General features: G+C 62.7%; 24 protein-coding genes. 13 read left to right on the top strand and 11 right to left on the bottom strand.

What is annotated here, in order from left to right; genetic code table 11:
* Positions 1-48 precede the first annotated feature (48 nt).
* The 5 genes from M0D64_RS14470 to M0D64_RS14450 all read left to right on the top strand — a co-directional run bounded on the left by M0D64_RS14470 (position 49) and on the right by M0D64_RS14450 (position 5,215).
* On the top strand, positions 49-663 hold the full coding sequence (locus M0D64_RS14470) for a C39 family peptidase (RefSeq protein ID WP_234487016.1): 615 nt from the start codon (positions 49-51) through the stop codon (positions 661-663).
* A gap of 99 nt (positions 664-762) precedes the next feature.
* Complete coding sequence (locus M0D64_RS14465; RefSeq protein WP_266258196.1) at positions 763-1,470, top strand: peptidase C39; 708 nt, start codon at positions 763-765, stop codon at positions 1,468-1,470.
* Positions 1,471-1,571: 101 nt separating this feature from the next.
* Positions 1,572-3,011 carry a hypothetical protein gene (locus M0D64_RS14460; protein ID WP_266258195.1) on the top strand — a complete coding sequence of 480 codons (1,440 nt, stop codon included), beginning with the start codon at positions 1,572-1,574 and terminating at the stop codon, positions 3,009-3,011.
* Positions 3,012-3,035: 24 nt separating this feature from the next.
* Complete coding sequence (locus M0D64_RS14455) at positions 3,036-4,643, top strand: sigma-54 dependent transcriptional regulator (protein WP_266258194.1); 1,608 nt, start codon at positions 3,036-3,038, stop codon at positions 4,641-4,643.
* 71 nt (positions 4,644-4,714) lie between these two features.
* On the top strand, positions 4,715-5,215 hold the full coding sequence (locus M0D64_RS14450; protein WP_154560610.1) for a dihydrofolate reductase: 501 nt from the start codon (positions 4,715-4,717) through the stop codon (positions 5,213-5,215).
* 169 nt (positions 5,216-5,384) lie between these two features.
* Here the strand turns inward: M0D64_RS14450 and pmbA are convergent, their stop codons facing one another.
* Positions 5,385-6,755 carry a metalloprotease PmbA gene (gene pmbA / locus M0D64_RS14445; RefSeq protein ID WP_054036131.1) on the bottom strand — a complete coding sequence of 457 codons (1,371 nt, stop codon included), beginning with the start codon at positions 6,753-6,755 and terminating at the stop codon, positions 5,385-5,387.
* A gap of 234 nt (positions 6,756-6,989) precedes the next feature.
* On the opposite strand from pmbA, the gene yjgA reads away from it, so the two are divergent.
* Both yjgA and mog read left to right on the top strand, forming a co-directional pair.
* Entirely contained in the window at positions 6,990-7,601 is a 612-nt protein-coding gene (gene yjgA, locus M0D64_RS14440) for a ribosome biogenesis factor YjgA (RefSeq protein WP_266258192.1), read from the top strand.
* Positions 7,582-8,238 carry a molybdopterin adenylyltransferase gene (mog, locus tag M0D64_RS14435; protein ID WP_266258191.1) on the top strand — a complete coding sequence of 219 codons (657 nt, stop codon included), beginning with the start codon at positions 7,582-7,584 and terminating at the stop codon, positions 8,236-8,238. Before yjgA ends, mog begins: the two co-directional genes overlap by 20 nt.
* A gap of 22 nt (positions 8,239-8,260) precedes the next feature.
* Here the strand turns inward: mog and orn are convergent, their stop codons facing one another.
* Positions 8,261-8,878, bottom strand: coding sequence for an oligoribonuclease (gene orn, locus M0D64_RS14430; RefSeq protein ID WP_154560607.1), 618 nt, complete (start codon positions 8,876-8,878; stop codon positions 8,261-8,263).
* 190 nt (positions 8,879-9,068) lie between these two features.
* On the opposite strand from orn, the gene M0D64_RS14425 reads away from it, so the two are divergent.
* From M0D64_RS14425 to M0D64_RS14415, 3 genes are read left to right on the top strand one after another with little or no spacing between them, the layout of a single operon-like run.
* Positions 9,069-10,328, top strand: coding sequence for a M48 family metallopeptidase (locus M0D64_RS14425; RefSeq protein ID WP_171925363.1), 1,260 nt, complete (start codon positions 9,069-9,071; stop codon positions 10,326-10,328).
* The gene (gene rsgA / locus M0D64_RS14420) at positions 10,325-11,266 is read left to right on the top strand and encodes a ribosome small subunit-dependent GTPase A (RefSeq protein WP_266258190.1); all 942 of its coding nucleotides are present in this window, start codon (positions 10,325-10,327) and stop codon (positions 11,264-11,266) included. The genes M0D64_RS14425 and rsgA overlap by 4 nt, the downstream gene beginning before the upstream one ends.
* A gap of 30 nt (positions 11,267-11,296) precedes the next feature.
* Positions 11,297-11,617 (top strand): DUF2007 domain-containing protein, encoded by a 321-nt coding sequence (locus M0D64_RS14415; protein WP_093640613.1) that lies wholly within the window; start codon positions 11,297-11,299, stop codon positions 11,615-11,617.
* Between the two features lie 15 nt (positions 11,618-11,632).
* Here M0D64_RS14415 and M0D64_RS14410 read toward each other — a convergent pair whose 3' ends face one another.
* From M0D64_RS14410 to rpsP, 6 genes are all read right to left on the bottom strand, one after another.
* The gene (locus M0D64_RS14410; RefSeq protein WP_154560604.1) at positions 11,633-12,571 is read right to left on the bottom strand and encodes a CobD/CbiB family protein; all 939 of its coding nucleotides are present in this window, start codon (positions 12,569-12,571) and stop codon (positions 11,633-11,635) included.
* A 115-nt stretch (positions 12,572-12,686) separates the two neighbouring features.
* Positions 12,687-13,403: a CoA pyrophosphatase gene (locus M0D64_RS14405; protein ID WP_266258188.1), complete on the bottom strand. Its 717-nt coding sequence runs from the start codon at positions 13,401-13,403 to the stop codon at positions 12,687-12,689.
* Positions 13,404-13,496: 93 nt separating this feature from the next.
* Entirely contained in the window at positions 13,497-13,886 is a 390-nt protein-coding gene (gene rplS, locus M0D64_RS14400; protein WP_012433948.1) for a 50S ribosomal protein L19, read from the bottom strand.
* 145 nt (positions 13,887-14,031) lie between these two features.
* Positions 14,032-14,799 (bottom strand): tRNA (guanosine(37)-N1)-methyltransferase TrmD, encoded by a 768-nt coding sequence (gene trmD / locus M0D64_RS14395; protein ID WP_266258187.1) that lies wholly within the window; start codon positions 14,797-14,799, stop codon positions 14,032-14,034.
* A gap of 24 nt (positions 14,800-14,823) precedes the next feature.
* Positions 14,824-15,558, bottom strand: a complete 735-nt coding sequence (gene rimM / locus M0D64_RS14390) for a ribosome maturation factor RimM (RefSeq protein ID WP_200564642.1) — start codon at positions 15,556-15,558, stop codon at positions 14,824-14,826.
* Positions 15,559-15,675: 117 nt separating this feature from the next.
* Entirely contained in the window at positions 15,676-15,930 is a 255-nt protein-coding gene (gene rpsP, locus M0D64_RS14385) for a 30S ribosomal protein S16 (RefSeq protein WP_006476550.1), read from the bottom strand.
* Positions 15,931-16,246: 316 nt separating this feature from the next.
* Between rpsP and M0D64_RS14380 the strand changes: the two genes are divergently transcribed.
* Both M0D64_RS14380 and M0D64_RS14375 read left to right on the top strand, forming a co-directional pair.
* Positions 16,247-17,311: a sorbosone dehydrogenase family protein gene (locus M0D64_RS14380; RefSeq protein ID WP_266258294.1), complete on the top strand. Its 1,065-nt coding sequence runs from the start codon at positions 16,247-16,249 to the stop codon at positions 17,309-17,311.
* A 93-nt stretch (positions 17,312-17,404) separates the two neighbouring features.
* Positions 17,405-17,872, top strand: a complete 468-nt coding sequence (locus M0D64_RS14375; RefSeq protein WP_266258186.1) for a TM2 domain-containing protein — start codon at positions 17,405-17,407, stop codon at positions 17,870-17,872.
* 16 nt (positions 17,873-17,888) lie between these two features.
* On the opposite strand, the gene M0D64_RS14370 is transcribed toward M0D64_RS14375, so the two are convergent.
* Together M0D64_RS14370 and M0D64_RS14365 are read right to left on the bottom strand one after the other, a co-directional pair.
* Positions 17,889-19,034, bottom strand: coding sequence for a PA0069 family radical SAM protein (locus M0D64_RS14370; RefSeq protein ID WP_266258185.1), 1,146 nt, complete (start codon positions 19,032-19,034; stop codon positions 17,889-17,891).
* 98 nt (positions 19,035-19,132) lie between these two features.
* Positions 19,133-19,621, bottom strand: a complete 489-nt coding sequence (locus tag M0D64_RS14365) for an Lrp/AsnC ligand binding domain-containing protein (RefSeq protein ID WP_054036112.1) — start codon at positions 19,619-19,621, stop codon at positions 19,133-19,135.
* A 169-nt stretch (positions 19,622-19,790) separates the two neighbouring features.
* Here M0D64_RS14365 and M0D64_RS14360 point away from each other — a divergent pair, with 169 nt between their 5' ends.
* On the top strand, positions 19,791-21,077 hold the full coding sequence (locus tag M0D64_RS14360; protein ID WP_266258184.1) for a D-amino acid dehydrogenase: 1,287 nt from the start codon (positions 19,791-19,793) through the stop codon (positions 21,075-21,077).
* A 152-nt stretch (positions 21,078-21,229) separates the two neighbouring features.
* Here the strand turns inward: M0D64_RS14360 and M0D64_RS14355 are convergent, their stop codons facing one another.
* The gene (locus M0D64_RS14355; RefSeq protein WP_266258183.1) at positions 21,230-23,020 is read right to left on the bottom strand and encodes an acyl-CoA dehydrogenase; all 1,791 of its coding nucleotides are present in this window, start codon (positions 23,018-23,020) and stop codon (positions 21,230-21,232) included.
* Between the last annotated feature and the right edge of the window lie 93 nt (positions 23,021-23,113).

The raw sequence follows: 23,113 nt of genomic DNA, 5'->3' as shown, positions 1-23,113 counted from the left end.
GCTGGACTCGTGCTGTCGCAAACGGGTCACGCGCAGAGTGCCCTTTCCATGAACGCAGCAGCGGGCGTGCCGTTCGACGTGAACGTGCGCTCGATCCGCGAGATCCGCTACAACCACATCGTTTCGCAGCGTTACGACTATAGCTGCGGCTCGGCCGCTCTGGCCACGTTGCTGAAGTACGGCTACGGGATCGATATTCCCGAACCCGAAATGATCCAACGCATGATGGTGTTTTCGACACCAGAGGTGGTGGTCAAGAACGGCTTCTCGATGCTTGACATGAAGAAGTTCGTCGAAACGATCGGCCTGCGTGGCCGCGGTTTCCGCGTCACCCCTGAAGCGCTCTATCACCTGCAGATTCCTGTGCTCGTGCTGATGAACAGCGACGGCTACGAGCACTTCGTGATCGTCAAGCACGCGGAAGACAGCCGTGTCTTCATTGCCGACCCGGCGCTCGGCAACCGCATCGTCATGGAAGACGACTTCGTCAAGAAATGGAACGGCCTCGTGTTCGCGGTCGTCGGCAAGCCATTTATGGAGGATTCTCCGCTCTTGCAAGGCAACGAGTCGCTCGCGCTAAAGCTGCGCGAACGTGCGCTGGAAAACGGTACGGCAGCGACTCCCTTTGTTGAATACGGTTTGATCAAGGCAGAGTTGTTCTGACTCATCATGGACCGAAACTTACTCACCATAGGCTGTGCGTTGTGTTTCACAACGTGCGGCCTCGCATCAGTCGCACACGCTGCCGAGCAGACATCTACGGTGTTTGAAGACGTCGGCGCCCTCAAGCTGCAACCTGTCGACGACGCCATCCTTGCCAACCAGACCGGCAAAGGCATTGCTGGGGACATCATTTCGGGCGCCGTTATCATCCTGCTGTCGCAATGGCAGTTGCCGAACGGCGCCACCGCTGTCGCCTCGGGCTCGCTCGCGATCGGTACAAACACGTCCAACCAGCCGAACGTCAAGTTCAATTCAGCGGCCTCGGTGACCGGCCCGAACGTGCGCGAGGGCAGCGGCGCCAACCGCAACGCCAGCGCGACCGGCGGGCAGAACGTCAACGTCAACGGCGTCTCGCAGATTACCCAGGTGGCAGGCAACGGCAACCTCGGGACGAACCAGGCGCTGATCGATTTCGACGCCTCGCCAGGCAGCCTCGCGGGCGGGTCCTATAACAACGCAACGTCGGCCGCAGCAAGCAATGCGAACGGCTCGGTGAAAGCCTCCGTCAGTCTCGCCAACGGCGGCATTTCGATTTCGTTGCAGACGCCGGGCGGTATCGCCACCCAAACCATCGCGCCGTCCAGCGCGCAACAGGCCGGCATGATTGCCCAACTCTTGCAGATCGCAGGCAATAACCAGCAAGTCGCCAACCAGTTGCAACTGCATTTGCAGACGCAGCAGATGTCGGCCCCGATGCTGCGCCAGATTGGCGTACTACAAGCCCTGCAAAACACCGTAAGGAGATAACACGGGCCGCCGCCCGACCAGGTAGGAGACCGATGTACCAAACGACCGCGTGATGCACAAGGAGACATGCGACGCGCAGTCAGAATACCGGGGGAACAAAAATGATCAGATTCTCAAAGAATGGGGCGCCGCGAATGGCGTTAGCGGCCATTCCAGCCGCCGTCATGCTGTTTGCGCTATCGCAGGGGGCCGGCGCACAGGCGCTCGCCGATCAATCGATCGAAGAACGGCTGAACACGCTCATGCGTGTCGTCAGCGAGCAGCAAAAGCAGATCATCTCACTCGAACGGCAGGTCACGAACCTCGAAATGTCGCAGCGCGGCCGCGGCGCACCGGGTTACGGTGAGCCGGCCGGCAATGGCGCGGTCGCCGAGCAACCCGGCGCAGACGGCCTGCCTGTGCCGCTGCCGCCGCTTGCCCAGGTGAATCCGGGCACCCCCGCGCCGGGGGGCGCCACGGGTACCGCGACAGGCGTGCCGGTCACTCCGCCGGTGCCGGAAGGCAGCAGTGGCGGCGGCCTGCCGGCAGCGACCGACGGCAGCGGTGCGATCGGCCAGACGCAGAAGGCCGCGCAACCGGTGCGCACCCAATCGGAAGACGCGGTGGTGCAGAGCCAACAGCACACGCCTCTGTTCGAGCACAAGCTGACCCTCGACTGGGGTATCAACGATACCTACTACGATCGCCGCCAGTTGCAACTGTCCGGCTTCCTCGCGCTCGATGCGATTTTCCTCGGCAACATCAACCTCGGCGAGACCAAGTCGCACCAGGTGATGGCCGACCTCGACACGCGCTACGGTCTGACCGACCGCATCAGCGTCGACGTCGACGTGCCCTATATCTACCGGCATAGCAACTTCATCGTCGGCGGAGCCGGCGGTGCGGCAAATTCGGTCTCGGACGCCTCGGCAAATTCGAGCGATATTGGCGACGTCAACTTCGGGATCTACTACCAGTTCCTGAAAGAAACCAACAATCTGCCGGACCTGGTCGGCAGCCTGCGCATCAAGGCGCCGACCGGTTCGTCGCCGTTCGGCATCAAGCTGGCGCAGGTCGATGCCAACAACACCAACCTCGTCGCCCCCACGAAGCTGCCCACCGGCACTGGCTTCTGGAACATCACGGCGGGCCTGTCGGTGTTGAAGACCTACGATCCGGTCGTGCTGTTCGGCAGCGTTTCGTACACCTACAACATTGCCCGCTCGTTCTCGGACATCTCGTCGGTGATCGGCCAGACCGAACCGGCGACGGTCAAGATCGGCGACGTCGTGCAGTTCGGCGGCGGCGTGGCGCTGGCGTTCTCGGACAAGGACTCAGCGAGCATTTCGTACACCATGGCGCTGGAACCCGAGTCGCAGACCAAGGCGCCAGGCGGAACCTATTCGAAAGTGCCGGGCAGCGAGACCACCGCTGCCGCACTGACCTTCGGCTTGAATCACGTAGTGAACAAGCACTTGACGATCAACGGTTCGGTATCGGTCGGCCTCACGCCCGACACGCCGAACTTCGTGATCGGCTTGCGCTTTCCCTACACTTTTTGACGTGCCAACGATACGAGGTTGATCGTGCGCGAATCACCCCATCTGAGCAGCGTTACACCGCCCTCCGGCGCTCATCTGTCGATCGCCCGAGCGTCGGACGTTTCTGCGACACGAGCAGCGGAAGTCCTCGTGGGGCGGCCGTCGGAAGTCTCTTTGGCGCGACCTCAGGAGGCCGCTGTGGGGTGCTTGCACGCGCCCTCCGCCGCCGAGAATGGGAGCGGTCTGCTGCACGCGCGGACCGATCGGGCGCTGCTGTACGTCGCACGCTCGCCGGACGAGGCGCTCGCCGCCCATCTGAAGAGCCGCGGCTGGCACGTGATGGTAGCCCGCTCGGCGCATGAGGTCTCGCGCCTGCTCAAGCCCGACGTGATATGCGCCGGCATCGTCGACCTGGCCAGCTTTGCGCCGCGCGACCTTGGCGGGTTCGAAACGAGCCTGCGTCAACAGCAGATCGGCTGGATTGCGCTCGCCACTGCGGAACGCCTCACCGACGTCAACGTGCGGCGCCTGATCCGCCACTACTGCTTCGACTACGTCAAGACACCGGTGGCCAACGCCACGATCGACTACCTCGCCAGTCACGCATTCGGCATGGTGACGTTGTGCGATGCCGATGAGATCCCGCCTGCCGCGCCCGCCGCCGACGACGAAGAAGAGATGGTCGGGACCTGCGAAGCGATGCAGCAACTCTTCCGCACGATTCGCAAAGTCGCCAACACCGACGCCAGCGTGTTCATCTCGGGTGAATCCGGCACCGGCAAGGAACTCACGGCGCTAGCGATCCACGAACGCTCGCCGCGCCGCAAGGCGCCTTTCATCCCCATCAATTGCGGCGCGATTCCACACCATCTGTTGCAATCCGAACTATTCGGTTACGAACGCGGTGCGTTCACCGGCGCGAACCAGCGCAAGATCGGCCGGGTCGAGGCCGCGGACGGCGGCACCCTGCTGCTCGACGAAATCGGCGACCTGCCGATGGAAAGCCAGGCAAGCCTGCTGCGCTTTTTGCAGGAAGGCAAGATCGACCGGCTCGGCGGCCGCGAATCGATCCCGGTGGATGTGCGAATCATCTCGGCGACCCACGTGGATCTCGAGATCGCGATGCGTGACGGACGGTTCCGCGCCGACCTGTTCCACCGCCTGTGCGTGCTGCGTGTCGACGAGCCGCCGCTGCGCGCCCGCGGCAAGGACATCGAGATTCTTGCGCATCACATCATGCACAAGTTCAAGACCGACAGCGCGCGCAAGATCCGTGGCTTTACGCCGTCGGCGATCGAGGCAATGTACAACTACGGCTGGCCCGGCAATGTCCGCGAACTGATCAACCGGGTGCGCCGCGCGATCGTGATGGCGGAAAACAAGCTGATTTCCGCCGAGGACCTCGACCTCGCGCAGTTCACCGAGCAGGAGACCATGAGTCTCTCGCAGGCGCGCGAAGCCGCCGAGAAACGCGCGATCGAAGCTGCGCTGTTGCGGCATCGTCATCGGCTGAACGAGGCGGCGATCGATCTGAATATTTCGCGCGTCACGCTGTACCGGCTGATGGGTCACCACGGCTTGCGGGAGCTGAGCGCCGTTGACGAGAAGGCGTCGTTTGAACCGAGCGCCGCCGACGAGGCTGCCCATGAATGATGGGGCGCCTCGCGCGGCACCGTGTTGCACCTCAGGTAGAATCATCCTGGTTACGTTCCCCTTTCCATTCGATGACGACGCTCACCCTGATCGTCGCTCGCGCCAATAACGGCGTGATCGGCCGCGACAACCAGTTGCCCTGGCGACTTCCCGAAGACCTCGCGTTCTTCAAGCGCACCACGATGGGCGCGCCCATCATCATGGGCCGCAAGACGCATGAATCGATCGGCCGGCCGTTGCCGGGACGCCGCAACATTGTCGTGACACGGGATGCCGCACGGCGCTTTCAGGGCTGCGACGCGGCCACCACGCTCGAAGACGCGCTGAAGCTCGCCGCGCAGGATCAGGCGCCGGAGGCGTTTCTGATCGGCGGCGCGCAGTTGTATGCGGAAGGTTTGCGTCAGGCGGACAAGCTGATCATCACCGAGATCTCCGCCGACTTCGAAGGCGACGCCACGTTCCCCGAGCTCGATGAAGGCGAGTGGGAAGAAGTCGCGCATGAAACGCATCGCGCGGACGCGCCGAATGACTTCGATTACGCGTTTGTGACGTATAAGCGTAAGGGCACTTGAGGGTGTTGCAGCGCGCCTGAATGACGGTCTGCGCTTCGCGCATTCGTCATTCACCGTCACTCAACACGCACGCATAAAAAAACGCCACGCGGTTGCTCGCGTGGCGTTTCTGTTTGCAGCGCCGTTGTGCAGCCCTGCTGCGCAGCCGGTCGGCGCCTGATCGAACCGCTTACTGCCCGGCGATCGTCATCCGTTCGATCAGCACCGAGCCCGTTTCCTTGGTGCCGCGCGTGATCGTATCCGCGCCGATCGCGACGATATGGCGGAACATCTCCTGCAAGGTGCTCGCCACCGTGATTTCCTCGACCGGATACTGGATCTTGCCGTTCTCGACCCAGAAGCCCGACGCGCCGCGCGAATAGTCGCCCGTCACGTAGTTCACGCCCTGCCCCATCAGTTCGGTCAGCAACAGGCCCGTGCCGAGCTTCTTCAGCATTTCTTCGAAGTCGTCTCCCGGGCGCGTCTTCGAGCTGCGCAGCGACAGATTGTGCGAACCGCCGGCGTTGCCGGTTGTCTGCATGCCGAGCTTGCGCGCCGAGTAGGTGGACAGGAAGTAGCCTTCCACCACGCCGTCCTTCACCACCGAACGCTGTTTCGTACGCACGCCCTCTTCGTCGAACGGTGCGCTGCCCATCGCACGCGCGACGTGCGGATCTTCGACCACCTGGACGTGCGGCGCGAACACCGGCTTGCCGAGGCTATCGACGAGGAACGAGGTCTTACGGTACAGCGCGCCGCCGCTCGTGGCCTGGACGAACGCGCCGAGAATGCCGGCGGCGAGCGGCGCTTCGAACAGCACCGGCACCTTGCGCGTGTCGAGCCCGCGCGCGCCGATGCGCGACAGCGCCCGTTGCGCGGCGTAGCGGCCCACCGCTTCCGGATCGGCGAGGTCGGCCGCGCTGCGGGTCGACGTGTACCAGTCGTCGCGCTGCATGTTGCGCGCGCTGCCGGCGATCGGCGCGCAGGCGATGTAGTGGCGCGAGTACGGATAGCCCGCAAGGAAGCCGCGCGAAGTGGCCAGCACGAATTGCGAATGCTGCGCCGAGACGCTCGCGCCTTCCGAGTTCTTGATCTGCGGATCGGTGGCGAACGCGGCGTCTTCCGAGCGGCGGGCAATTTCCACCGCTTCGTCGGCCGTCAGATTCCACGGGTGATACAGATCGAGATCGCGCGGCGCGGTTTCGAGCAGGTCTGCTTCGGCAAGACCCGCGCAGTCGTCTTCCGCGGTGAAGCGGGCGATGTTGTACGCCGCCGCGACCGTGTCCTTCAAAGCTTGCGACGAAAAATCCGAGGTGCTCGCGTTGCCGCGCTTGTTACCGATGAACACCGTCACGCCGACCATCTTGTCGCGGTTGTGTTCGATCGTCTCGACTTCGCCGCGCCGCACGGAGACGGACAGGCCGTCGCCTTCGGAGATCTCGGTCGCCGCGTCGGTGCCGCCGAGCGACTTCGCGTGACGAAGGATGTCCGAGGCGATTTCCTTCAGTTCATCCTGGGTGTGCGGAAAAAAGCGCTGCTTGACGTCCATGTCTGCTGCCATTGTCGTTGCCGTCCTGTTCGGGGCCGAGCGGCCCTGTGTGTTCGCCCATGCCACGCCCATGCGTGCGCATTTGCAAGTGCATTTGCGTGCGCGTTTGCGTAGTCACGCATCCCGCGATCATAGCAAGGGTTGCGAAGCCGTACCTGGCATTCGCCGCGTCCGCCGGAGCCGGCGAGCGCACTTGTGCACAGCAGCACGGCGGGCCCGGCGTGCGCGGCACGCTACAATATCGGTATGACACGCAAAACCCGCATTCAACCCATCGAATCCGCCGAGCCGGAAGTCGACGAGAACGGCTACGACCGTCCCAGCAAGTCCCAGCTCAAGCGCGAAATGCACGAGCTGCAGGAACTGGGCTCGGCGCTGATCGCCCTGCCGAAAGACGCGCTCAAGCGCATGCCGATGCCCGAAAAGCTCGACGACGCCGTGCGCGAAGCGCGCCGTATCACCGATCACGAAGGCAAGCGCCGCCAGGTGCAGTACGTCGGGCGCGTAATGCGCTCGCTGCTGGACGAGGAAACCGCCGCCCTGCGCACCGCGCTCGACACCTATAACGGCGTCAACAAGGCGGAAACGGCCAAGCTGCACTGGATCGAGCGCACCCGCGAGAAACTGCTCGCCGACGACGCCGCGCTGACCGAATTCATCCGCCAGCACCCGAACGCCGACCCGCAGCAGGGCCGCACGCTGATCCGCAACGCCCGCAAGGAAGCGCAGCAAAGCAAGCCGCCGCGCTACTTCCGCGAGCTGTTCCAGTGGATCAAGAACGCCGACGGCCCGCCTGCCGAGACTGATTCCGAAGCGGAAGACGCGCTGGAATACGACGATGACGACCGCGACGAATAAGCCGGCGCGTAATCTGGTCCGTAATCATCCGGACGAAATCGTGATCGGCCTCGTGTCGATCAGCGATCGCGCGTCGACAGGCGTCTACGAGGACAAAGGCATACCGGCGCTGCAGGAATGGCTCGGCGCCACCCTGATCTCGCCGTTCCAGGTGGTCAGCCGCCTGATTCAGGACGATGCGCCCACCATTTCCGCCACGCTGATCGAACTGGTCGATGAAGTGGGTTGCGATCTGGTGCTGACCACCGGCGGCACCGGCCCATCGCGCCGTGACGTGACGCCGGAAGCGACTTTGGCGGTGGCGACGAAGGAAATGCCGGGTTTCGGCGAGCAGATGCGGCAAATCAGCCTGAATTTCGTGCCGACCGCGATTCTGTCGCGCCAGGTGGCGGTGATCCGCGAAACTGCGGATCACGCGGCGCTGATCATCAACCTGCCAGGGCAGCCGAAGTCGATCAAGGAAACGCTGGAAGGTTTGCGTGACGCAGACGCTGGCCGCGCCGTGAAGGTGCCGGGGATTTTCGCCGCGGTGCCTTACTGCATTGACCTGATCGGCGGCCCGTATGTGGAAACGAACGCCGACGTGGTGAAAGCGTTCCGGCCGAAGAACGCGGTGCGCACGCCCCGGCAGGGTTGAAGCTGAAACGACGGCTGATGGATTATTCCGCGGCCGGCGTTTCCGGCACCTGCGAGGCCGCCGGAATCAGGAAGTGCTCGCGGTAGTACTTCAGTTCGTCGATCGATTCATGGATGTCGGCCAGCGCCGTATGCATGGCGCGTTTCTGGAAACCCTTGTAGATCGCCGGCTGCCAGCGGCGGCACAGTTCCTTCAGCGTGCTGACGTCGAGATTGCGGTAGTGGAAGAAGCGCTCCAGATCCGGCATCCAGCGCGCCATGAAGCGGCGGTCCTGGCAGATCGAGTTGCCGCACATCGGCGATTTGCCGGGCGGTACATAAGCGCTAAGAAAGTCGCGAATCTGTTCCGTGGCGTCCGCTTCGCTCACCGTCGACGCCTTCACGCGGTCGATCAGCCCCGAGCGGCCATGCGTGTTCTGATTCCACTGATCCATTTTGGCGAGCGTTTCGTCGCTCTGATGAATCGCCAGCACCGGCCCTTCGACCAGGCGGTCGAGCGTCGAATTCGTCACGACCACCGCGATTTCGATGATGCGGTCGGTGTCCGGCTCGAGCCCGGTCATTTCCATGTCCAGCCAGACGAGATTCATGTCGCTGCGCACGAGCGGCGGCTGTTCGGTGGAGTCGAGGATGTCAGTCATGAAGGCAACCCTGATGGCCGGGCAGACGGCTTCTCCGGAAGCGCGCTTGCCGCAGCGATTGTTCGTATGAGATTGGTTTGAGCCGGCTTGGGCCTGCATGGGCCGGGTTTGAGCCGGGTTTGATCTTATCCCCCCGCCGCCGGGCGGGAAGAAACATATAATTCTCGCATAGATACCACGGAATCCCCGGATGCCTACCCTGTACTTCACTGTTCTGTTCGTCGTCGCCGTCGTGGCGATGGTCGGCACCAAGCTGTGGCTCGCGTCGCGGCAGATCCGCTTCGTCGCCGGCCATCGCGAGCAGGTGCCGAGCCAGTTTGCCGGTACCATCGCGCTCACCGCGCACCAGCGCGCCGCCGACTACACCGTCGAACGCACGCGCCTCACCATGATCGAGATCGTCGTCGGCGCGGCCGTGCTGATCGGGCTGACGCTGCTGGGCGGCGTGCAGGCGCTCGATCTCGCGATCTCCGACTGGCTGGGCCGCGGCTACGCCGGCCAGATCGCGTTGGTCGCGGCGGTGATCGCGATTACCAGCGTGATCGATCTGCCGTTCGAGTACTACCGGCAATTCGTGGTCGAGCAACGCTTCGGCTTCAACCGCATGAGCAAGGGTATTTTCTTTCTCGACCGTCTCAAGGGCGTCCTGCTCGGCGCTGCGTTCGGCCTGCCGCTGCTGTTCGTCGTGCTGTGGCTGATGAACCAGGCGGGCAGCCTGTGGTGGCTGTGGACGTGGATCGTGTGGGTCGCGTTCCAGTTGCTCGTGCTGGTGCTGTACCCGTCGTTTATCGCGCCGCTCTTCAACAAGTTCGAGCCGCTCAAGGACGAAGCGCTGAAAAGCCGCATCGAAGCCCTGATGCAGCGCTGCGGTTTCGCCGCCAAGGGTCTGTTCGTGATGGACGGCAGCCGCCGTTCGGCGCACGGCAATGCGTATTTCACCGGCTTCGGCGCGGCCAAGCGGATCGTGTTCTTCGACACGCTGCTCGCGCGCCTGTCGGGCAACGAGATCGAAGCGGTGCTCGCGCACGAACTCGGCCACTTCAAGCGCCGTCACGTGATCAAGCGGATGGTCGTCATGTTCGCGATCAGCCTCGTGATGCTCGCCCTGCTCGGCTGGCTGACGCAATGCGTGTGGTTCTATGAAGGACTGGGCGTGCGGCCGTCGCTGATCGGCGGCAATAGCGGCCTCGCGCTGGTGCTGTTCTTCCTCGCGCTGCCGGTGTTCCTGTTCTTCGTCACGCCGCTCGGCAGCCTCAGCTCGCGCAAGCACGAGTTCGAGGCCGATGCCTTCGCCGCGACGCAAACCGATGCGCAAGACCTCGTCAACGCGCTCGTCAAGCTGTACGAGGACAACGCGTCGACCCTGACGCCCGATCCGCTCTACACCGCGTTCTATTACTCGCATCCGCCGGCGTCGCAGCGGATCGACCGCCTGCTGCGGCACGCATGAGCGGCCGCTCCCCGAAAGCGCCGCGCGCGCCGTCCAGCACGCGCGTAGGCGGTCTGGTGATTGCCGCTCATGGGCGGCACTACCTGGTCGCGCCGGAAGACGGCAGTCCGATGCTTCAATGCTTCCCGCGCGGCAAGCGCAGCGAAGTGGCGGTCGGCGATCGCGTGATTTACGAACCGACTTCGGCGGATCAGGGTGTGATCGTCGAGATCGGCGAGCGGCGCAATCTGCTGTATCGCTCGGATCAGTACAAGTCGAAACTCTTTGCCGCGAATCTCGACCAGTTGCTGATCGTGCTCGCAACCGAGCCGCATTTCAGCGAAGACCTGCTCGGCCGCGCGCTGGTCGCCGCTGAGGCAAACGAGTTGAAGCCGTTGATCGTGCTGAACAAGATCGACGTGACCGGCGCGCTGGAGGGTGCGCGCAAGCGGCTCGAGCCGTACCGCGCGCTCGGCTACACCGTGGTCGAAGTGTCGATCAGGACACAGCCTGATGCCGCGCGCCCCGCTTTGCTCGAGCATCTGCAAGGTCATTCGACGCTGCTGCTCGGCCAGTCGGGCATGGGCAAATCGACGTTGGTGAATCTGCTGATCCCGGATGCCGAAGTCGCGACGCGCGAGATCTCGACCGCGTTGAACAGCGGCCGGCACACCACCACCTTCACGCGGCTCTACCCTTTGCCTGGTGCCGAGGGCGGTGCGTTGATCGATTCGCCGGGCTTCCAGGAATTCGGCCTGCATCATCTAACCGAAGGCCGGCTCGAACGCGCGTTTCCCGAGTTCCGGCCGTTGCTGCCGAACTGCCGCTTCTACAACTGCCATCATTTGCAGGAGCCGGGCTGCGCGATTCTCGAAGCGGTCGCCGATGGCGGGATCCGGCGCGAACGGCATGCCCTGTATGCGCAACTGGTGCACGAGGCCAGCCAGATCGTGCGCTAACGCGCGCCGCTGTCAAACCATGGATTCACGATGAAATTGATGCGCGCGCCGAATCTGATCATCGGACAGCATTGGGTCAATGTGCTGGAGACGGCGGGTATCGCTTGCGAGTTGCATAACCGTTATCTGAACGGCGCGCTCGGCGATATTCCGGCGGATCAATGCGCGCCGGAGCTGTGGCTTGTGGATGAACGCGACGAAGTGATGGCGCGGCGGTTGATCGATGCGGCTTCGCATGGCCCAGCCGCGGGGTCGCCTTCGTGGCGATGCCGTCAGTGCGGGGAGACGCTCGAGGCGCAGTTCACGGTGTGCTGGCAGTGCGGGACGGCGCGTGATCCGCTGGATGGGTGAAGCGGTTGGGGCGCATCAGGCAAGCCACACCGCGATCGTCAGCATCAGCAGCAAAATCATCCACAGCACCACCGCACGCCACACCAGACCCACCGCCGATTGCAGCGTGCGCGGCGTACAGTCGTCGCCGACTGACATCGGGCCGCCGTCGCCGGTGGTCAGCGCATCGAGGCTCGAGGGTTCGGCAAGCGGCCCGCTCAATCGCGCGCCCAACGCGCCGCTACCCGCGGCCAGCAACACGCCGTCGTTCGCATCCGGCCACTGACGCGCGTGGTTGCGCCATGCATAAATCGCGTCTTCGAAATTGCCGACAATAGCAAAGCCCAGCGACGTGAGCCGCGCCGGCACCCAGTCGATCACGAAGAAAGCACGTTGCGCGAAGCTCGAAAACGCCGCGGTGCGATCGTCGGCCGGCCGTGCCCATGCACGCGCCAGATACTCGGCGATGCGATACAGCACCGCGCCCGCCGGCCCGACCGGAATCAAAAACCAGAAGAACACGCCGAACACATGCCGATGCGAGGCGACCACCGCGTGAATCAACGTATGACGCACGATCTCGCTGACGGGCATGTCGACGGTGTCGAGCCCGGTCCATTCATTCAGGATTTCACGCGCGCGCGGGACGTCGTCGTTGTTCAACGCGAGGTGGATATCCGTGAAGTAATGGCTGAACTGCCGGAAACCGAGCGTGAAGTACAGCACCGCGACGTTCCACAGGAACGCCAGCGCGAAGTGAATGTGATACAGCACGTAGTAGATGAGCGCGACGGCCAGCGTCCAGGGCACCACCACCACCAGCCACGCGAGCAGACCATGCTTGGGCTTGCCGGCATCGAATCCGTGCGCTGCCGACTCCGCATGGTATTGAAGCAATGCCGCCACCGGATTGTTCAGCGACAGCGCGCGGACCTGTTCAATAATCAGAGCCAGCAATACGGAGAAAAAAGTCATGCGATGCGCCGTGCTTTTCGAGTTTTTACGATTGTTTTATAACGATAGCACAGGGTCGGATGCCACTGAGCACGGACGTTGACAAACACCCAACAAGTGCACAACCCGCGGCGATTCAAGCCGCGAGAAAGCGATAAAAGTTGCGCAGCATCGCCGCCGTCGCGCCCCAGATGAAATAGTGGCCGCCCACCTGCTCCTCGCGATCTGCAGCTTCCGCCGACGCGGCCCGCGGATAGGGCATGGCGAAAAAGCGACGCTGGCCACCTTCGTAACGAAACACGCGCTCTTCGTGATGCGCGGGATTCATCAGAAAAGCGAGCGGCACTTCGAAGACTTCGGCCACCTCGAACGCATCCGCTTTCAACGTGAAGGGAGGATGCACCAGACCGATTACGGGCGTCACACGAAAACCGGTGCCCGTCAGATAGTCGGGCAACGCACCGAGAATTTCAACGCGCGACGGATCGAGACCGACCTCTTCCTGCGCCTCGCGCAACGCCGTGGCGGTTGCATCCGCGTCGAACGGTTCGTGACGGCCGCCGGGAAAACTCACCTGGCCGGCGTGGTCGTTCAGATGGTCGGCACGTTGAGTCAGGAGCACGGTGAGGCCGTTGTCGCGTACGACCAGCGGCACCAGCACGGCGGCAACGCGCGGATCGACGTGCTGATCGCGCCACGGTGCCTCGATAATCGGCTCAGGCGTCCAACTCAGACGCTGCTCGAAGCGCGCACGCAGACCGTCGGGCGTCAGGCGCCCGGCAACCACCGGTGGCAGATCGGCACCCGTCGCTTCGACAGGTAGAGTTTCAGGCTCAAAGGCGGGGCGGATCAACGGGTCTCTCGGAATGAGCGGATAGGGGACATTCCGCTATTTTGACCTGGCAAACAAAAAAGCACCCGCGAGGGGTGCTTTTTCTTACAGCTTTTACGCTTCCGGAGCAGCGCGGTCTTTCTTTGCGACCAGCTTTTCCTTGATTCGAGCCGACTTGCCCGAACGGTCGCGCAGGTAGTACAGCTTCGCACGACGCACATCGCCACGACGCTTCACGACGATGCTTGCCAGCAGCGGCGAGTACGTCTGGAACGTACGCTCGACGCCTTCGCCCGACGAAATCTTGCGGACGATGAACGACGAATTCAGACCACGGTTACGCTTGGCGATCACGACGCCTTCGTAAGCCTGAACACGCTTACGCGTACCTTCAACCACGTTCACGCTGACGATCACCGTATCGCCGGGGGCGAATTCGGGGATGGTCTTCTCGCCGAGGGCGCGGCCGATTTCTTCCTGCTCGAGTATTGCAATCAGATTCATCACTGACTCCTATGTCCATCTTGTCGGCGTTCGTACCTGCCTCACAGAAAACTGCTCGGCTACGGCCCCGATAGAGGATGGGTTCACATCTGGCGCCGTACACGCATGTGCGGCACCGCCTATGTCCGCTCGAAAGCCCAAGGCTTTACGCCTTCGACACTTCCTTCGCGAGACTCGTAAGCCATGCCTCGTCGGCACGGCTCAACATCCTGTTCTTTCTGGCCTTCACGATCAGATCGGGCCGTTTGTTCAACGTGTTGCGCAAGGCTTCACGCCGACGCCACGCTTCGATTTCCGCATGATGGCCGCCAAGCAGCACATCAGGCACACGCACGCCGTCGTATTCCTCCGGACGCGTGTAATGCGGACAATCCAGCAGCACGTCGACGAAACTATCCTGCACCGCCGATTGCGAGTCGTTCAGCACGCCGGGCAACTGCCGCACCACGGCATCCATCAACGCCATGGCCGGCAATTCGCCGCCGGACAGCACGAAGTCGCCGAGGCTGACCTCTTCGTCGACGACACGGTCGAGCAAACGCTGATCGATCGCTTCATAGCGCCCGCACAACAGGATCAGACCGGGCTCGGCCGCGAACTGCATGACACGATCGTGATTCAGCGTGGCGCCTTGCGGCGACATCATCACGACGCGCGACGCGCCGATGCCCTGCTCCGCCTGCGCCGCCTTCGCTGCGCCGATCGCGTCTTCCAGCGGCTTGGCCAGCATGACCATGCCGGGGCCGCCGCCGTAGGGGCGATCGTCGATTGTGCGGTAATTGTCCGTAGTGAAATCGCGTGGATTCCACGTGCGCAACCCGTAGCGCTCCTGCTTCGCCGCACGGCTGGTGATACCCCAGTCGGTCAGCGCACGAAACATGTCAGGAAAGAGCGTCACGACATCGAACTGCATCGCTCTCTCCAGTCAGCGAGTTATTTAGTAATCGGTTTCCCAGTCGACGATGATCTGCTTCGCCGCCTGATCCACCGTTTTGACAAAGACGCCGACGAACGGGATCAAACGCTCGCCGGTGACCGGCTTACCGCTTTTGTCGGTATCCGGATATTCGATGCGCAACACCGAGTGCGCACCGTTGTCGATCATGTCTGCAACCTTGCCGAGGTGGACCCCGGCAACGTTCACCACATCCAGGCCGAGCAGGTCGACCCAGTAGAATTCATCGGCCCCGAGGGCCGGAAATTCGCTGCGGCTGATATAAACGCGCGTGCCGCGCAGTGCCAGTGCCACATCGCGGTCAGCTACGCCGCCCAGATGGGCAACGATACTGTCGCTATGCGTTTTTGCCTGTAATGACGGCGCCGACTTGCGCTCGTGGCCTTTCAGCAACCACCAGCGCTTCGCGCTTAGCAATGCGTCTCCGCCGTGCCCGGCATCCGCATGCGCGGCTACCTTGACCCAGCCTTTGAGGCCGTAAGCGTCGACGATTGCACCGACCTCGACCGCATCGGCCGGCCAGCTTTCCACCGTTTCCGCCCGCATTTCTGCTGCGCTGGAAGCGGCGTTTGCAACTTTGGCTTTCGCCTGCCCTTCGGCCGCTTCGACCGGCTTGCGAACGAATGCACCGAACGGCGCCTGACCAGACGTCTTCGCGCGCGGGGCTGCCGCTTTTGCCTTTACGCGACCTGAATTGCCGGAATCACGTTCAGACATAAGAGAACCTCGCTGCCAACTTCGACGTCTGCTTCAGCAAAACTCGCGCATCGGACTGCTCACGCAAGCTGCGCGAGCCGCCGGCCGAACCGACGACGATACGCATGCTAGCTACCATTAAGCAGCCGGCTGCGCCTTTTGCGCTTCTTTCACGAGACGCTGAACGGTCGGCGACAGTTGTGCGCCAACACCTTGCCAGTACGTCAGGCGGTCTTGAGCGATACGCAGCGACTCACCCTTCGTAGCGACCGGGTTGTAGAAGCCAACGCGTTCGATGAAGCGGCCGTCACGACGGTTACGCGAATCGGTTGCGACGATGTTGTAGAACGGGCGCTTCTTGGAGCCGCCACGAGCCAAGCGGATGATGACCATACTAGAATCCTTGAAAACCGGGGTTCGGAACGACTGAAACACGCGATTATAGCGGGAAACCGACGCCATAACAAACACTTACCGGGATAAACTGCACGACGGGGTTGTGCCGTCCATACAGGCACAGGCCTCGAATCGCGCCGAGACGCCCGAATTACCTGACGGAGCGCCCGTGAAACGCCTGCCGCCATCTGCGTTTTTTCTCGCTTCATTCGCCGTCTTTCGGCGAGTTGCCCGCTTTTCGCTGATTACAGGCCTTTCGCGTGCCGCCCGCGTTCAGGCCCTGCGAGCAGGCGCTGCCTTGTTGCTCGCCGCCATGGCCCTGCCGGTGCTGGCCGCGCTACCGGTCGAGCGCATCAAACTGCCGCCCGGCTTCCACATCGAGGTCCTCTCGGACGCCGTACCGAGCGCGCGGGCCATGGCGCTCTCACCGAAGGGCGTTCTTTATATAGGCAGCCTTGACGGCCACGTCTACGCGCTCGAATTGCAGAGTGGACGCGTCACGGCTCGCCACGTGGTCGCCTCCGGCCTGGAAACGCCGGCGGGCGTGGCGTGGCGGGATGGCACGCTGTACGTCTCCGCAGTGTCGAAAATTCTACGCTTTGACGCGATCGACGCCCATCTGAATGACCCGCCCAAGCCGGTCGTGGTCACCGACACACTACCGACAGAGACCCATCATGGCTGGAAATTCATCGCTTTCGGCCCGGATGGCAAGCTGTACGTGCCGCAAGGCGCGCCCTGCAACGTCTGCCTGAAAGACCGCGACCGCTTTGGGATGATCGGCCGCATGGACCCGGACGGCAGCCATTATGAAGTCGTGGCGCGCGGCATTCGCAACTCCGTCGGCTTCGCGTGGCATCCGGTGACGCATGAGTTGTGGTTCACCGACAACGGCCGCGACCTGATGGGCGACGACGTACCGGACGACAAACTCAACCGCGCGCCGCGTGCAGGCATGGATTTCGGCTTTCCGTACTGCCATGGCGGCGACACGCCCGACCCCGAATTCGGCAAGGACCATCCATGCAGCGCCTTCACACCGCCGGTTGTCAAACTCGGCGCGCACGTCGCCTCGCTCGGAATGCGCTTTTACAGTGGCTCGATGTTCCCGGCCGCGTATCGCGACAATATTTTTATCGCCGAACACGGCTCGTGGAATCGCAGCAAGAAGGTCGGCTACCGCGTCGTGCGGGTGATTACCAACCCGGACGGCAGCAACGCGCACCAGGAGGTCTTTGCCGAAGGCTGGCTCCAGCCGGGCGAAGCGGTATGGGGCCGCCCCGCCGACGTGCAGCCGATGCCCGACGGCTCACTCCTGATCAGCGACGACTACGCCGGCGCGGTCTATCGCGTGACCTATTCCGCGCCTCAGCCTTAGCCGTAAGCGCGCTGCGGGCGTAGAATGCGCGTCAGCCCACGCCCACCGACGCCCCGCTCCTTTTCGACAGCCTGTCACTCTGCCCTCGCCTACATGTCCACCCTTGCTTCGACTTCCTCGTATTTCAGATCCAAGACGATTACCGCCGCGCTGGCCTTCTTCTTCGGCAGCCTCGGCGCCCACCGCCTCTATCTGTACGGCATGCGCGACATCTACGGCTGGGCGCACTTGCTCGGCACGTTGATCGGGATTCCGGGCGCCATGCTGGTGGTGGCGAGCGAACGGGCCTCGATGCTCGGCTGGGTGCTCGCGTTTTTCGGCGCCGTTTCGCTGCTCTCAGCCTTTCTGGCCGCGATCGTCTATGGCCTGCGCCCGGATGAAAAATGGGACGCGCAGTTCAACGCGCAAACCCAGCGCAAAAGCCGCTCTGGCTGGACCGTCATTTTCATCGTGATCTTTTCGCTGCTGATCGGCGCGTTCCTGCTGATGACGGGCCTCGCGATCTCGTTCCAGACTTACTTCGAAGGTCAGGTCCAGGCCGCCAAGGCGCTGTCGCAATAACTCACTGCGCGCCGCGCTAAAAAAGCCTCAACTGTGGATTGTCGGGCGGCGGCGGTTCAGTGCGCACCGGCTCAACCCGGCGAAAATGCGACATATCGAGAATGCCGCGATCGCGCCGGTTTAGCCCGAGCCGGCGTACAGCATTGTGGAAGCGCTGCTTCAACAGGTCCGCCCACAAGCCTTCTCCCTTCATTCGAGTGGCGAAGTTCGAGTCGTAGTCCTTCCCGCCCCGCATATCGCGCACGCGGCTCATTACCCGGTCAGCCCGATCGGGGAAATGCGCCGTGAGCCAATCCTTGAATAGCGGCGCAACTTCCCACGGCAAACGCAGCACGATGTAGCTCGCATTGCTTGCACCTGCCTCTGCACACGCTTCCAGCACGCGCTCCATGTCCGGCTCGGTGACGAACGGAATCACCGGCGCGATGCTGACGCCAACTGGAATGCCCGCCTCGCTCAACGTACGGATCGTGCGCAACCGACGCGACGGCGTGGCCGCACGCGGCTCCAGCGTACGCGCGATATCGGCGTCCAGCGTGGTGATGGTGATCGCCGCCATGAACTGCCCGCGCGCCGCCATAGGCGCGAGCAGATCGATATCCCGCTCGATCAGCGACGATTTGGTGATCGCTGCGAACGGATGGCCGCGCTCGCTGAGCACTTCGACCACGCGTCGCGTGAGGCACAAATCGCGCTCGACGGGTTGCCAGGCGTCGGTGTTGACGCCAAGCGCGATCGGCTCCGGGACATAGGACTTCTTCGACAACTCGCGCTCGAGTAATTCAGGCGCATTGATCTTCGCGTAGATACGGCTTTCGAAGTCGAGTCCCGGCGACAGCCCTAGATAACTATGTGTGGGCCGCGCGAAGCAGTAGATGCAGCCATGTTCGCAGCCCCGATACGGGTTCAGCGACACGCTGAACGGAATATCCGGCGAAGCGTTGCGCGTGAGAATGGTCTTGGCCCGCTCTTCGAAAACCTGCGTGCGTAAGACCTTGGGCTCGCCGTCTTCCTCAGGCGACGAAAGCCAGCCGTCGTCCACCACTTCACGCTGATCGACTTCGTAACGGCCTTGCAGGTTCGTCACCGCGCCGCGCCCCTTGCGAGGCGTGGGCGGAGCAATAGGAAATTCGTTGGCGGAGTGGGTGTCGGAATCGGTCACGGCTGGAGCACGCAAAATGCAAAACGGCGCAAAACACCTGTATAAATATACAGTGTTTACGCCGTTTGTCGAGTCCAGCTACGCAACTCCCGCGCGAGCTAATCGCCAACCGCAATCGTCAGCGTTTCCTTGATCTCTTCCATCACCACGTAGCTCTTCGACTGCACCGCGCCGGGCAGTTGCAGCAGGATGTCGCCCAGCAGTTTGCGGTAGTCGGCCATTTCGCCGATGCGCGCCTTGATCAGATAGTCGAAGTCGCCCGAGACGAGGTGGCACTCCAGCACCTCGGGGATCTTCTGCACCTCGCGGCGGAACTGGTCGAACATGTTGCCGCTTTTGTGATCGAGCGTGATCTCGACGAACACCAGCAGCGCCGCGCCCAGTTCAGCCGGGTTCACCCGTGCGTGATAGCCGGTGATCACGCCGTCGCGCTCCATCCGCTTGACGCGCTCGATGCACGGCGTAACGGACAGCCCGACCTGTTCGGCGAGGTCTTTCATCGCCATCCGGCCGTCCTGCTGCAGGAGCCGCAGGATCTTGTGATCGAGTTTGTCGAGAGCCCGGATCGGTTGGCGCTGTGTACGCATGGTGTTTTTGCTGAAAATCTTGAAAATACAATAACAAAACCTACCTGACTGTTAATAGTATAGCGGTTATCACTGGGCGATCCGCGTTACACCTCGTTAATCGAACGAATTCAAACGAATCGACAAGCGCACCGCCCTCAGACCTCTTATTGAACATCCTGGAGCAGCTATGCGAGTCGTCGTTTTGGGCAGTGGTGTTGTCGGAGTGACGAGTGCTTATTACCTCGCGCGCGCCGGTCATGAAGTGACCGTCATCGATCGCGAGGCCGGCCCAGCGCTCGAAACCAGCTTTGCCAATGCCGGCCAGATCTCGCCTGGCTACGCGTCGCCGTGGGCCGCGCCGGGCGTGCCGCTGAAGGCCGTCAAGTGGATGTTCCAGAAACATGCGCCGCTGGCGATCCGCCTCGACGGCACGCAATTCCAGTTGCAATGGATGTGGCAGATGCTGCAGAACTGCACGTCGGCGCGTTATGCGGTGAACAAGGGCCGTATGGTCCGCCTCGCCGAATACAGCCGCGATTGTTTGCAGGCGCTGCGCGCCGAAACCGGCATCCAGTACGAAGGCCGCACCGGCGGCACGCTGCAGGTGTTCCGCACGCAACAGCAGTTCGACGGCGCCGCGAAAGACATCGCCGTGCTGCGGGACGCCAACGTGCCGTATGAACTGCTGTCGCCGGCCGAACTCGCGCAAGCCGAACCGGCGCTCGCCGCGGTCTCGCACAAGCTGACGGGCGGCCTGCGCCTGCCGGGCGACGAAACCGGCGACTGCCAGATGTTCACCACGCGCCTCGCCGCGATGGCAGAGCAACTGGGCGTCAAATTCCGCTACAACACGCCGATCGACTCCCTCGCCATGGCGGGCGACCGCATCGCAGGCGTGCAGTGCGGCGACGAACTGGTGCGCGCGGATTCGTTTGTCGTAGCGCTCGGTTCGTACTCGACCAAATTCCTGTCCGGTCTCGTGAAGATTCCGGTCTACCCGCTCAAGGGTTATTCGATCACCGCGCCGATCGTCAACGAAGCATCCGCGCCGATTTCGACCGTGCTCGACGAAACGTACAAGATCGCGATCACACGCTTTGACGACCGGATTCGCGTCGGCGGCATGGCGGAGATCGTCGGCTTCGACAAGTCGCTGCGCCAGGCGCGCCGCGAAACGTTGGAACTGTGCGTGAACGATCTGTTCCCGGGCGGCGGCGATACGTCGAAGGCTACGTTCTGGACCGGCCTGCGTCCGATGACGCCGGACGGCACGCCGATCGTCGGCCGCACCCCCGTACCGAACCTGTTCCTGAACACGGGCCACGGCACGCTGGGCTGGACGATGTCGTGCGGCTCGGGTCAACTGCTGGCCGATGTGATGTCGAGCAAGCAGCCGGCTATCAAGGCGGATGATCTGTCGGTGCATCGCTATCTCGGCGAGATGGGCGGTGCGCATCGTCCGGCTTATGCCTAAGGTTTAATGTTTTAACGCTTCGCGAGCGGTTATGCCGGTTTGTCATCGTAGACGGACCGGCCTGACAAAGAAAAACGGCGCCTCGAAAAGGGCGCCGTTTTTCTTTTTACACACGAGTTTTTGCTACATCGCTCAATAGAAGCAGCGCAACATCAGAACTGATCTTCCGACAACGCCAGCACACTCTCCCCACCCTTCGCGCTGACGATCGAAGCTTCCAACGCCGAAGCCAGCGGCAGCACATGCTCAGCATAGAACTGCGCGGTGGCGATCTTCGCGCCATAGAACGACGGATCTTCAGCGCGCTTTTCAGCCGCCACGAGCAACGCACGCGCCATCTGCCAGCCGCCCAGGACAACGCCCGCCAGCTTCAGATACGGCACGCTGCCGGCGAACACCGCGTTCGGATCGCTCTTCGTGTTAGTGACTACAAAATCGACCGCAGCGCTCAGCGAACGATGCCCTTGGCCCAGATACTTTTTCATCGATTCGAACGCAGCGCCTTGTTGCGCGCCGAGTGCTTCGATCGTTTCAGCCACGCCGGCCAGCAGCGCCTTCGCCACCTTGCCGCCGTCGCGCACGGTCTTGCGGCCGATCAGATCGTTGGCCTGGATCGCGGTCGTCCCTTCGTAGATCGGCAGAATGCGCGCGTCGCGGTAGTACTGCGCGGCGCCGGTTTCTTCGATGAAGCCCATGCCGCCATGCACCTGCACGCCGAGGCTCGTCACGTCGATCGACAGCTCCGTGCTCCAGCCCTTCACGATCGGCACGAGGTATTCGTAGATCGCCTGATGCTCGGCGCTCTTCGCTTCGTCGGGATGACGATGCGCGATATCGCAGTGAGCTGCGGCGACATAGGCCAACGCGCGCGACGCTTCAGTGAGACCACGCATCGTCGCGAGCATGCGGCGCACGTCCGGGTGCTGAATGATCGCCACCGATTGTTTCGCGGAGCCATCCACCGGGCGGCTTTGCACGCGATCCTTCGCATACGCCACAGCCTTCTGATACGCGCGATCCGACACGGCAACACCTTGCATGCCCACCGCGAAACGCGCCGCGTTCATCATGATGAACATGTACTCGAGGCCGCAATTTTCTTCGCCGATCAGATGACCGATCGCGCCGCCGTGATCGCCGAATTGCAGCACTGCGGTCGGGCTCGCCTTGATGCCGAGCTTGTGCTCGATCGACACGCAATGCACGTCGTTACGCTCACCGAGCGAGCCGTCTTCGTTGATGAGAAACTTCGGCACGATGAAAAGCGAAATACCCTTCACGCCTTCCGGTGCATCAGGCGTGCGCGCCAGCACGAGATGGGCGATGTTCTTCGCCATGTCGTGCTCGCCCCACGTGATGAAAATCTTCGTGCCGAACAGCTTGAACGAACCATCGCCCTGCGGCTCGGCGCGCGTGCGCACCAGCGCGAGATCGGAGCCGGCTTGCGGCTCGGTCAGGTTCATCGTGCCGGTCCACTCGCCGGAAATCAGCTTGGGCACGTAGGTTTGCTTCTGCTCTTCGCTGCCCGCCGTGAGCAGCGCCTCGATGGCGCCATCCGTGAGCAGCGGACACAGCGCGAACGACAGGTTCGACGCGTTCAGCATCTCGATACAGGCGGTGGCGATCAGCTTGGGCAGACCCTGGCCTTCGTAGTCGACCGGATGTTGTACGCCTTGCCAGCCGCCTTCGCCGAACTGGCGGAATGCGTCCTTGAAACCGGGCGTGGCGGTGACCACGCCGTCTTTCCAGCTACTCGGATTGCGATCACCTTCGACGTTCAGCGGCGCCAGCACTTCGCCGCATAGTTTCGCCGATTCTTCGAGCACGGCCTGAGCCGTGTCGAGGTTTGCATCTTCGAAGCCCGGCAGCGTCGCGATATCTTCGAGACCGGCCAGTTCTTTCATCACGAACAGCATGTCCTTGATGGGCGCCGTATAGCTCATTTCAGTTCTCCTCCTGCCTGTCGATAAAAAAAGGGCGCCGGACTTGATAGGTCCTGCGCCCTCTCGTGTGCTGCCAGACGCCTTTTAACCGGC

This window comes from Paraburkholderia sp. WS6 (assembly GCF_030464835.1).
Classification (GTDB): Bacteria; Pseudomonadota; Gammaproteobacteria; order Burkholderiales; family Burkholderiaceae; genus Paraburkholderia; species Paraburkholderia madseniana.
Note: the sequence above shows the minus strand (reverse complement) of the source record. Positions and strands in the feature narration are given on the sequence as shown.

Bases quoted from the DNA above. Each gene is read 5' to 3' on its own strand.
- M0D64_RS14470 (WP_234487016.1), top strand. From the start codon at position 49: ATGAACGCAGCAGCGGGCGTGCCGTTCGACGTGAACGTGCGCTCGATC.
- M0D64_RS14460 (WP_266258195.1), top strand. From the start codon at position 1,572: ATGATCAGATTCTCAAAGAATGGGGCGCCGCGAATGGCGTTAGCGGCC.
- M0D64_RS14450 (WP_154560610.1), top strand. From the start codon at position 4,715: ATGACGACGCTCACCCTGATCGTCGCTCGCGCCAATAACGGCGTGATC.
- pmbA (WP_054036131.1), bottom strand. From the start codon at position 6,755: ATGGCAGCAGACATGGACGTCAAGCAGCGCTTTTTTCCGCACACCCAG.
- yjgA (WP_266258192.1), top strand. From the start codon at position 6,990: ATGACACGCAAAACCCGCATTCAACCCATCGAATCCGCCGAGCCGGAA.
- mog (WP_266258191.1), top strand. From the start codon at position 7,582: ATGACGACCGCGACGAATAAGCCGGCGCGTAATCTGGTCCGTAATCAT.
- orn (WP_154560607.1), bottom strand. From the start codon at position 8,878: ATGACTGACATCCTCGACTCCACCGAACAGCCGCCGCTCGTGCGCAGC.
- M0D64_RS14425 (WP_171925363.1), top strand. From the start codon at position 9,069: ATGCCTACCCTGTACTTCACTGTTCTGTTCGTCGTCGCCGTCGTGGCG.
- rsgA (WP_266258190.1), top strand. From the start codon at position 10,325: ATGAGCGGCCGCTCCCCGAAAGCGCCGCGCGCGCCGTCCAGCACGCGC.
- M0D64_RS14415 (WP_093640613.1), top strand. From the start codon at position 11,297: ATGAAATTGATGCGCGCGCCGAATCTGATCATCGGACAGCATTGGGTC.
- M0D64_RS14410 (WP_154560604.1), bottom strand. From the start codon at position 12,571: ATGACTTTTTTCTCCGTATTGCTGGCTCTGATTATTGAACAGGTCCGC.
- rplS (WP_012433948.1), bottom strand. From the start codon at position 13,886: ATGAATCTGATTGCAATACTCGAGCAGGAAGAAATCGGCCGCGCCCTC.
- trmD (WP_266258187.1), bottom strand. From the start codon at position 14,799: ATGCAGTTCGATGTCGTGACGCTCTTTCCTGACATGTTTCGTGCGCTG.
- rimM (WP_200564642.1), bottom strand. From the start codon at position 15,558: ATGTCTGAACGTGATTCCGGCAATTCAGGTCGCGTAAAGGCAAAAGCG.
- rpsP (WP_006476550.1), bottom strand. From the start codon at position 15,930: ATGGTCATCATCCGCTTGGCTCGTGGCGGCTCCAAGAAGCGCCCGTTC.
- M0D64_RS14380 (WP_266258294.1), top strand. From the start codon at position 16,247: ATGGCCCTGCCGGTGCTGGCCGCGCTACCGGTCGAGCGCATCAAACTG.
- M0D64_RS14375 (WP_266258186.1), top strand. From the start codon at position 17,405: ATGTCCACCCTTGCTTCGACTTCCTCGTATTTCAGATCCAAGACGATT.
- M0D64_RS14365 (WP_054036112.1), bottom strand. From the start codon at position 19,621: ATGCGTACACAGCGCCAACCGATCCGGGCTCTCGACAAACTCGATCAC.
- M0D64_RS14360 (WP_266258184.1), top strand. From the start codon at position 19,791: ATGCGAGTCGTCGTTTTGGGCAGTGGTGTTGTCGGAGTGACGAGTGCT.
- M0D64_RS14355 (WP_266258183.1), bottom strand. From the start codon at position 23,020: ATGAGCTATACGGCGCCCATCAAGGACATGCTGTTCGTGATGAAAGAA.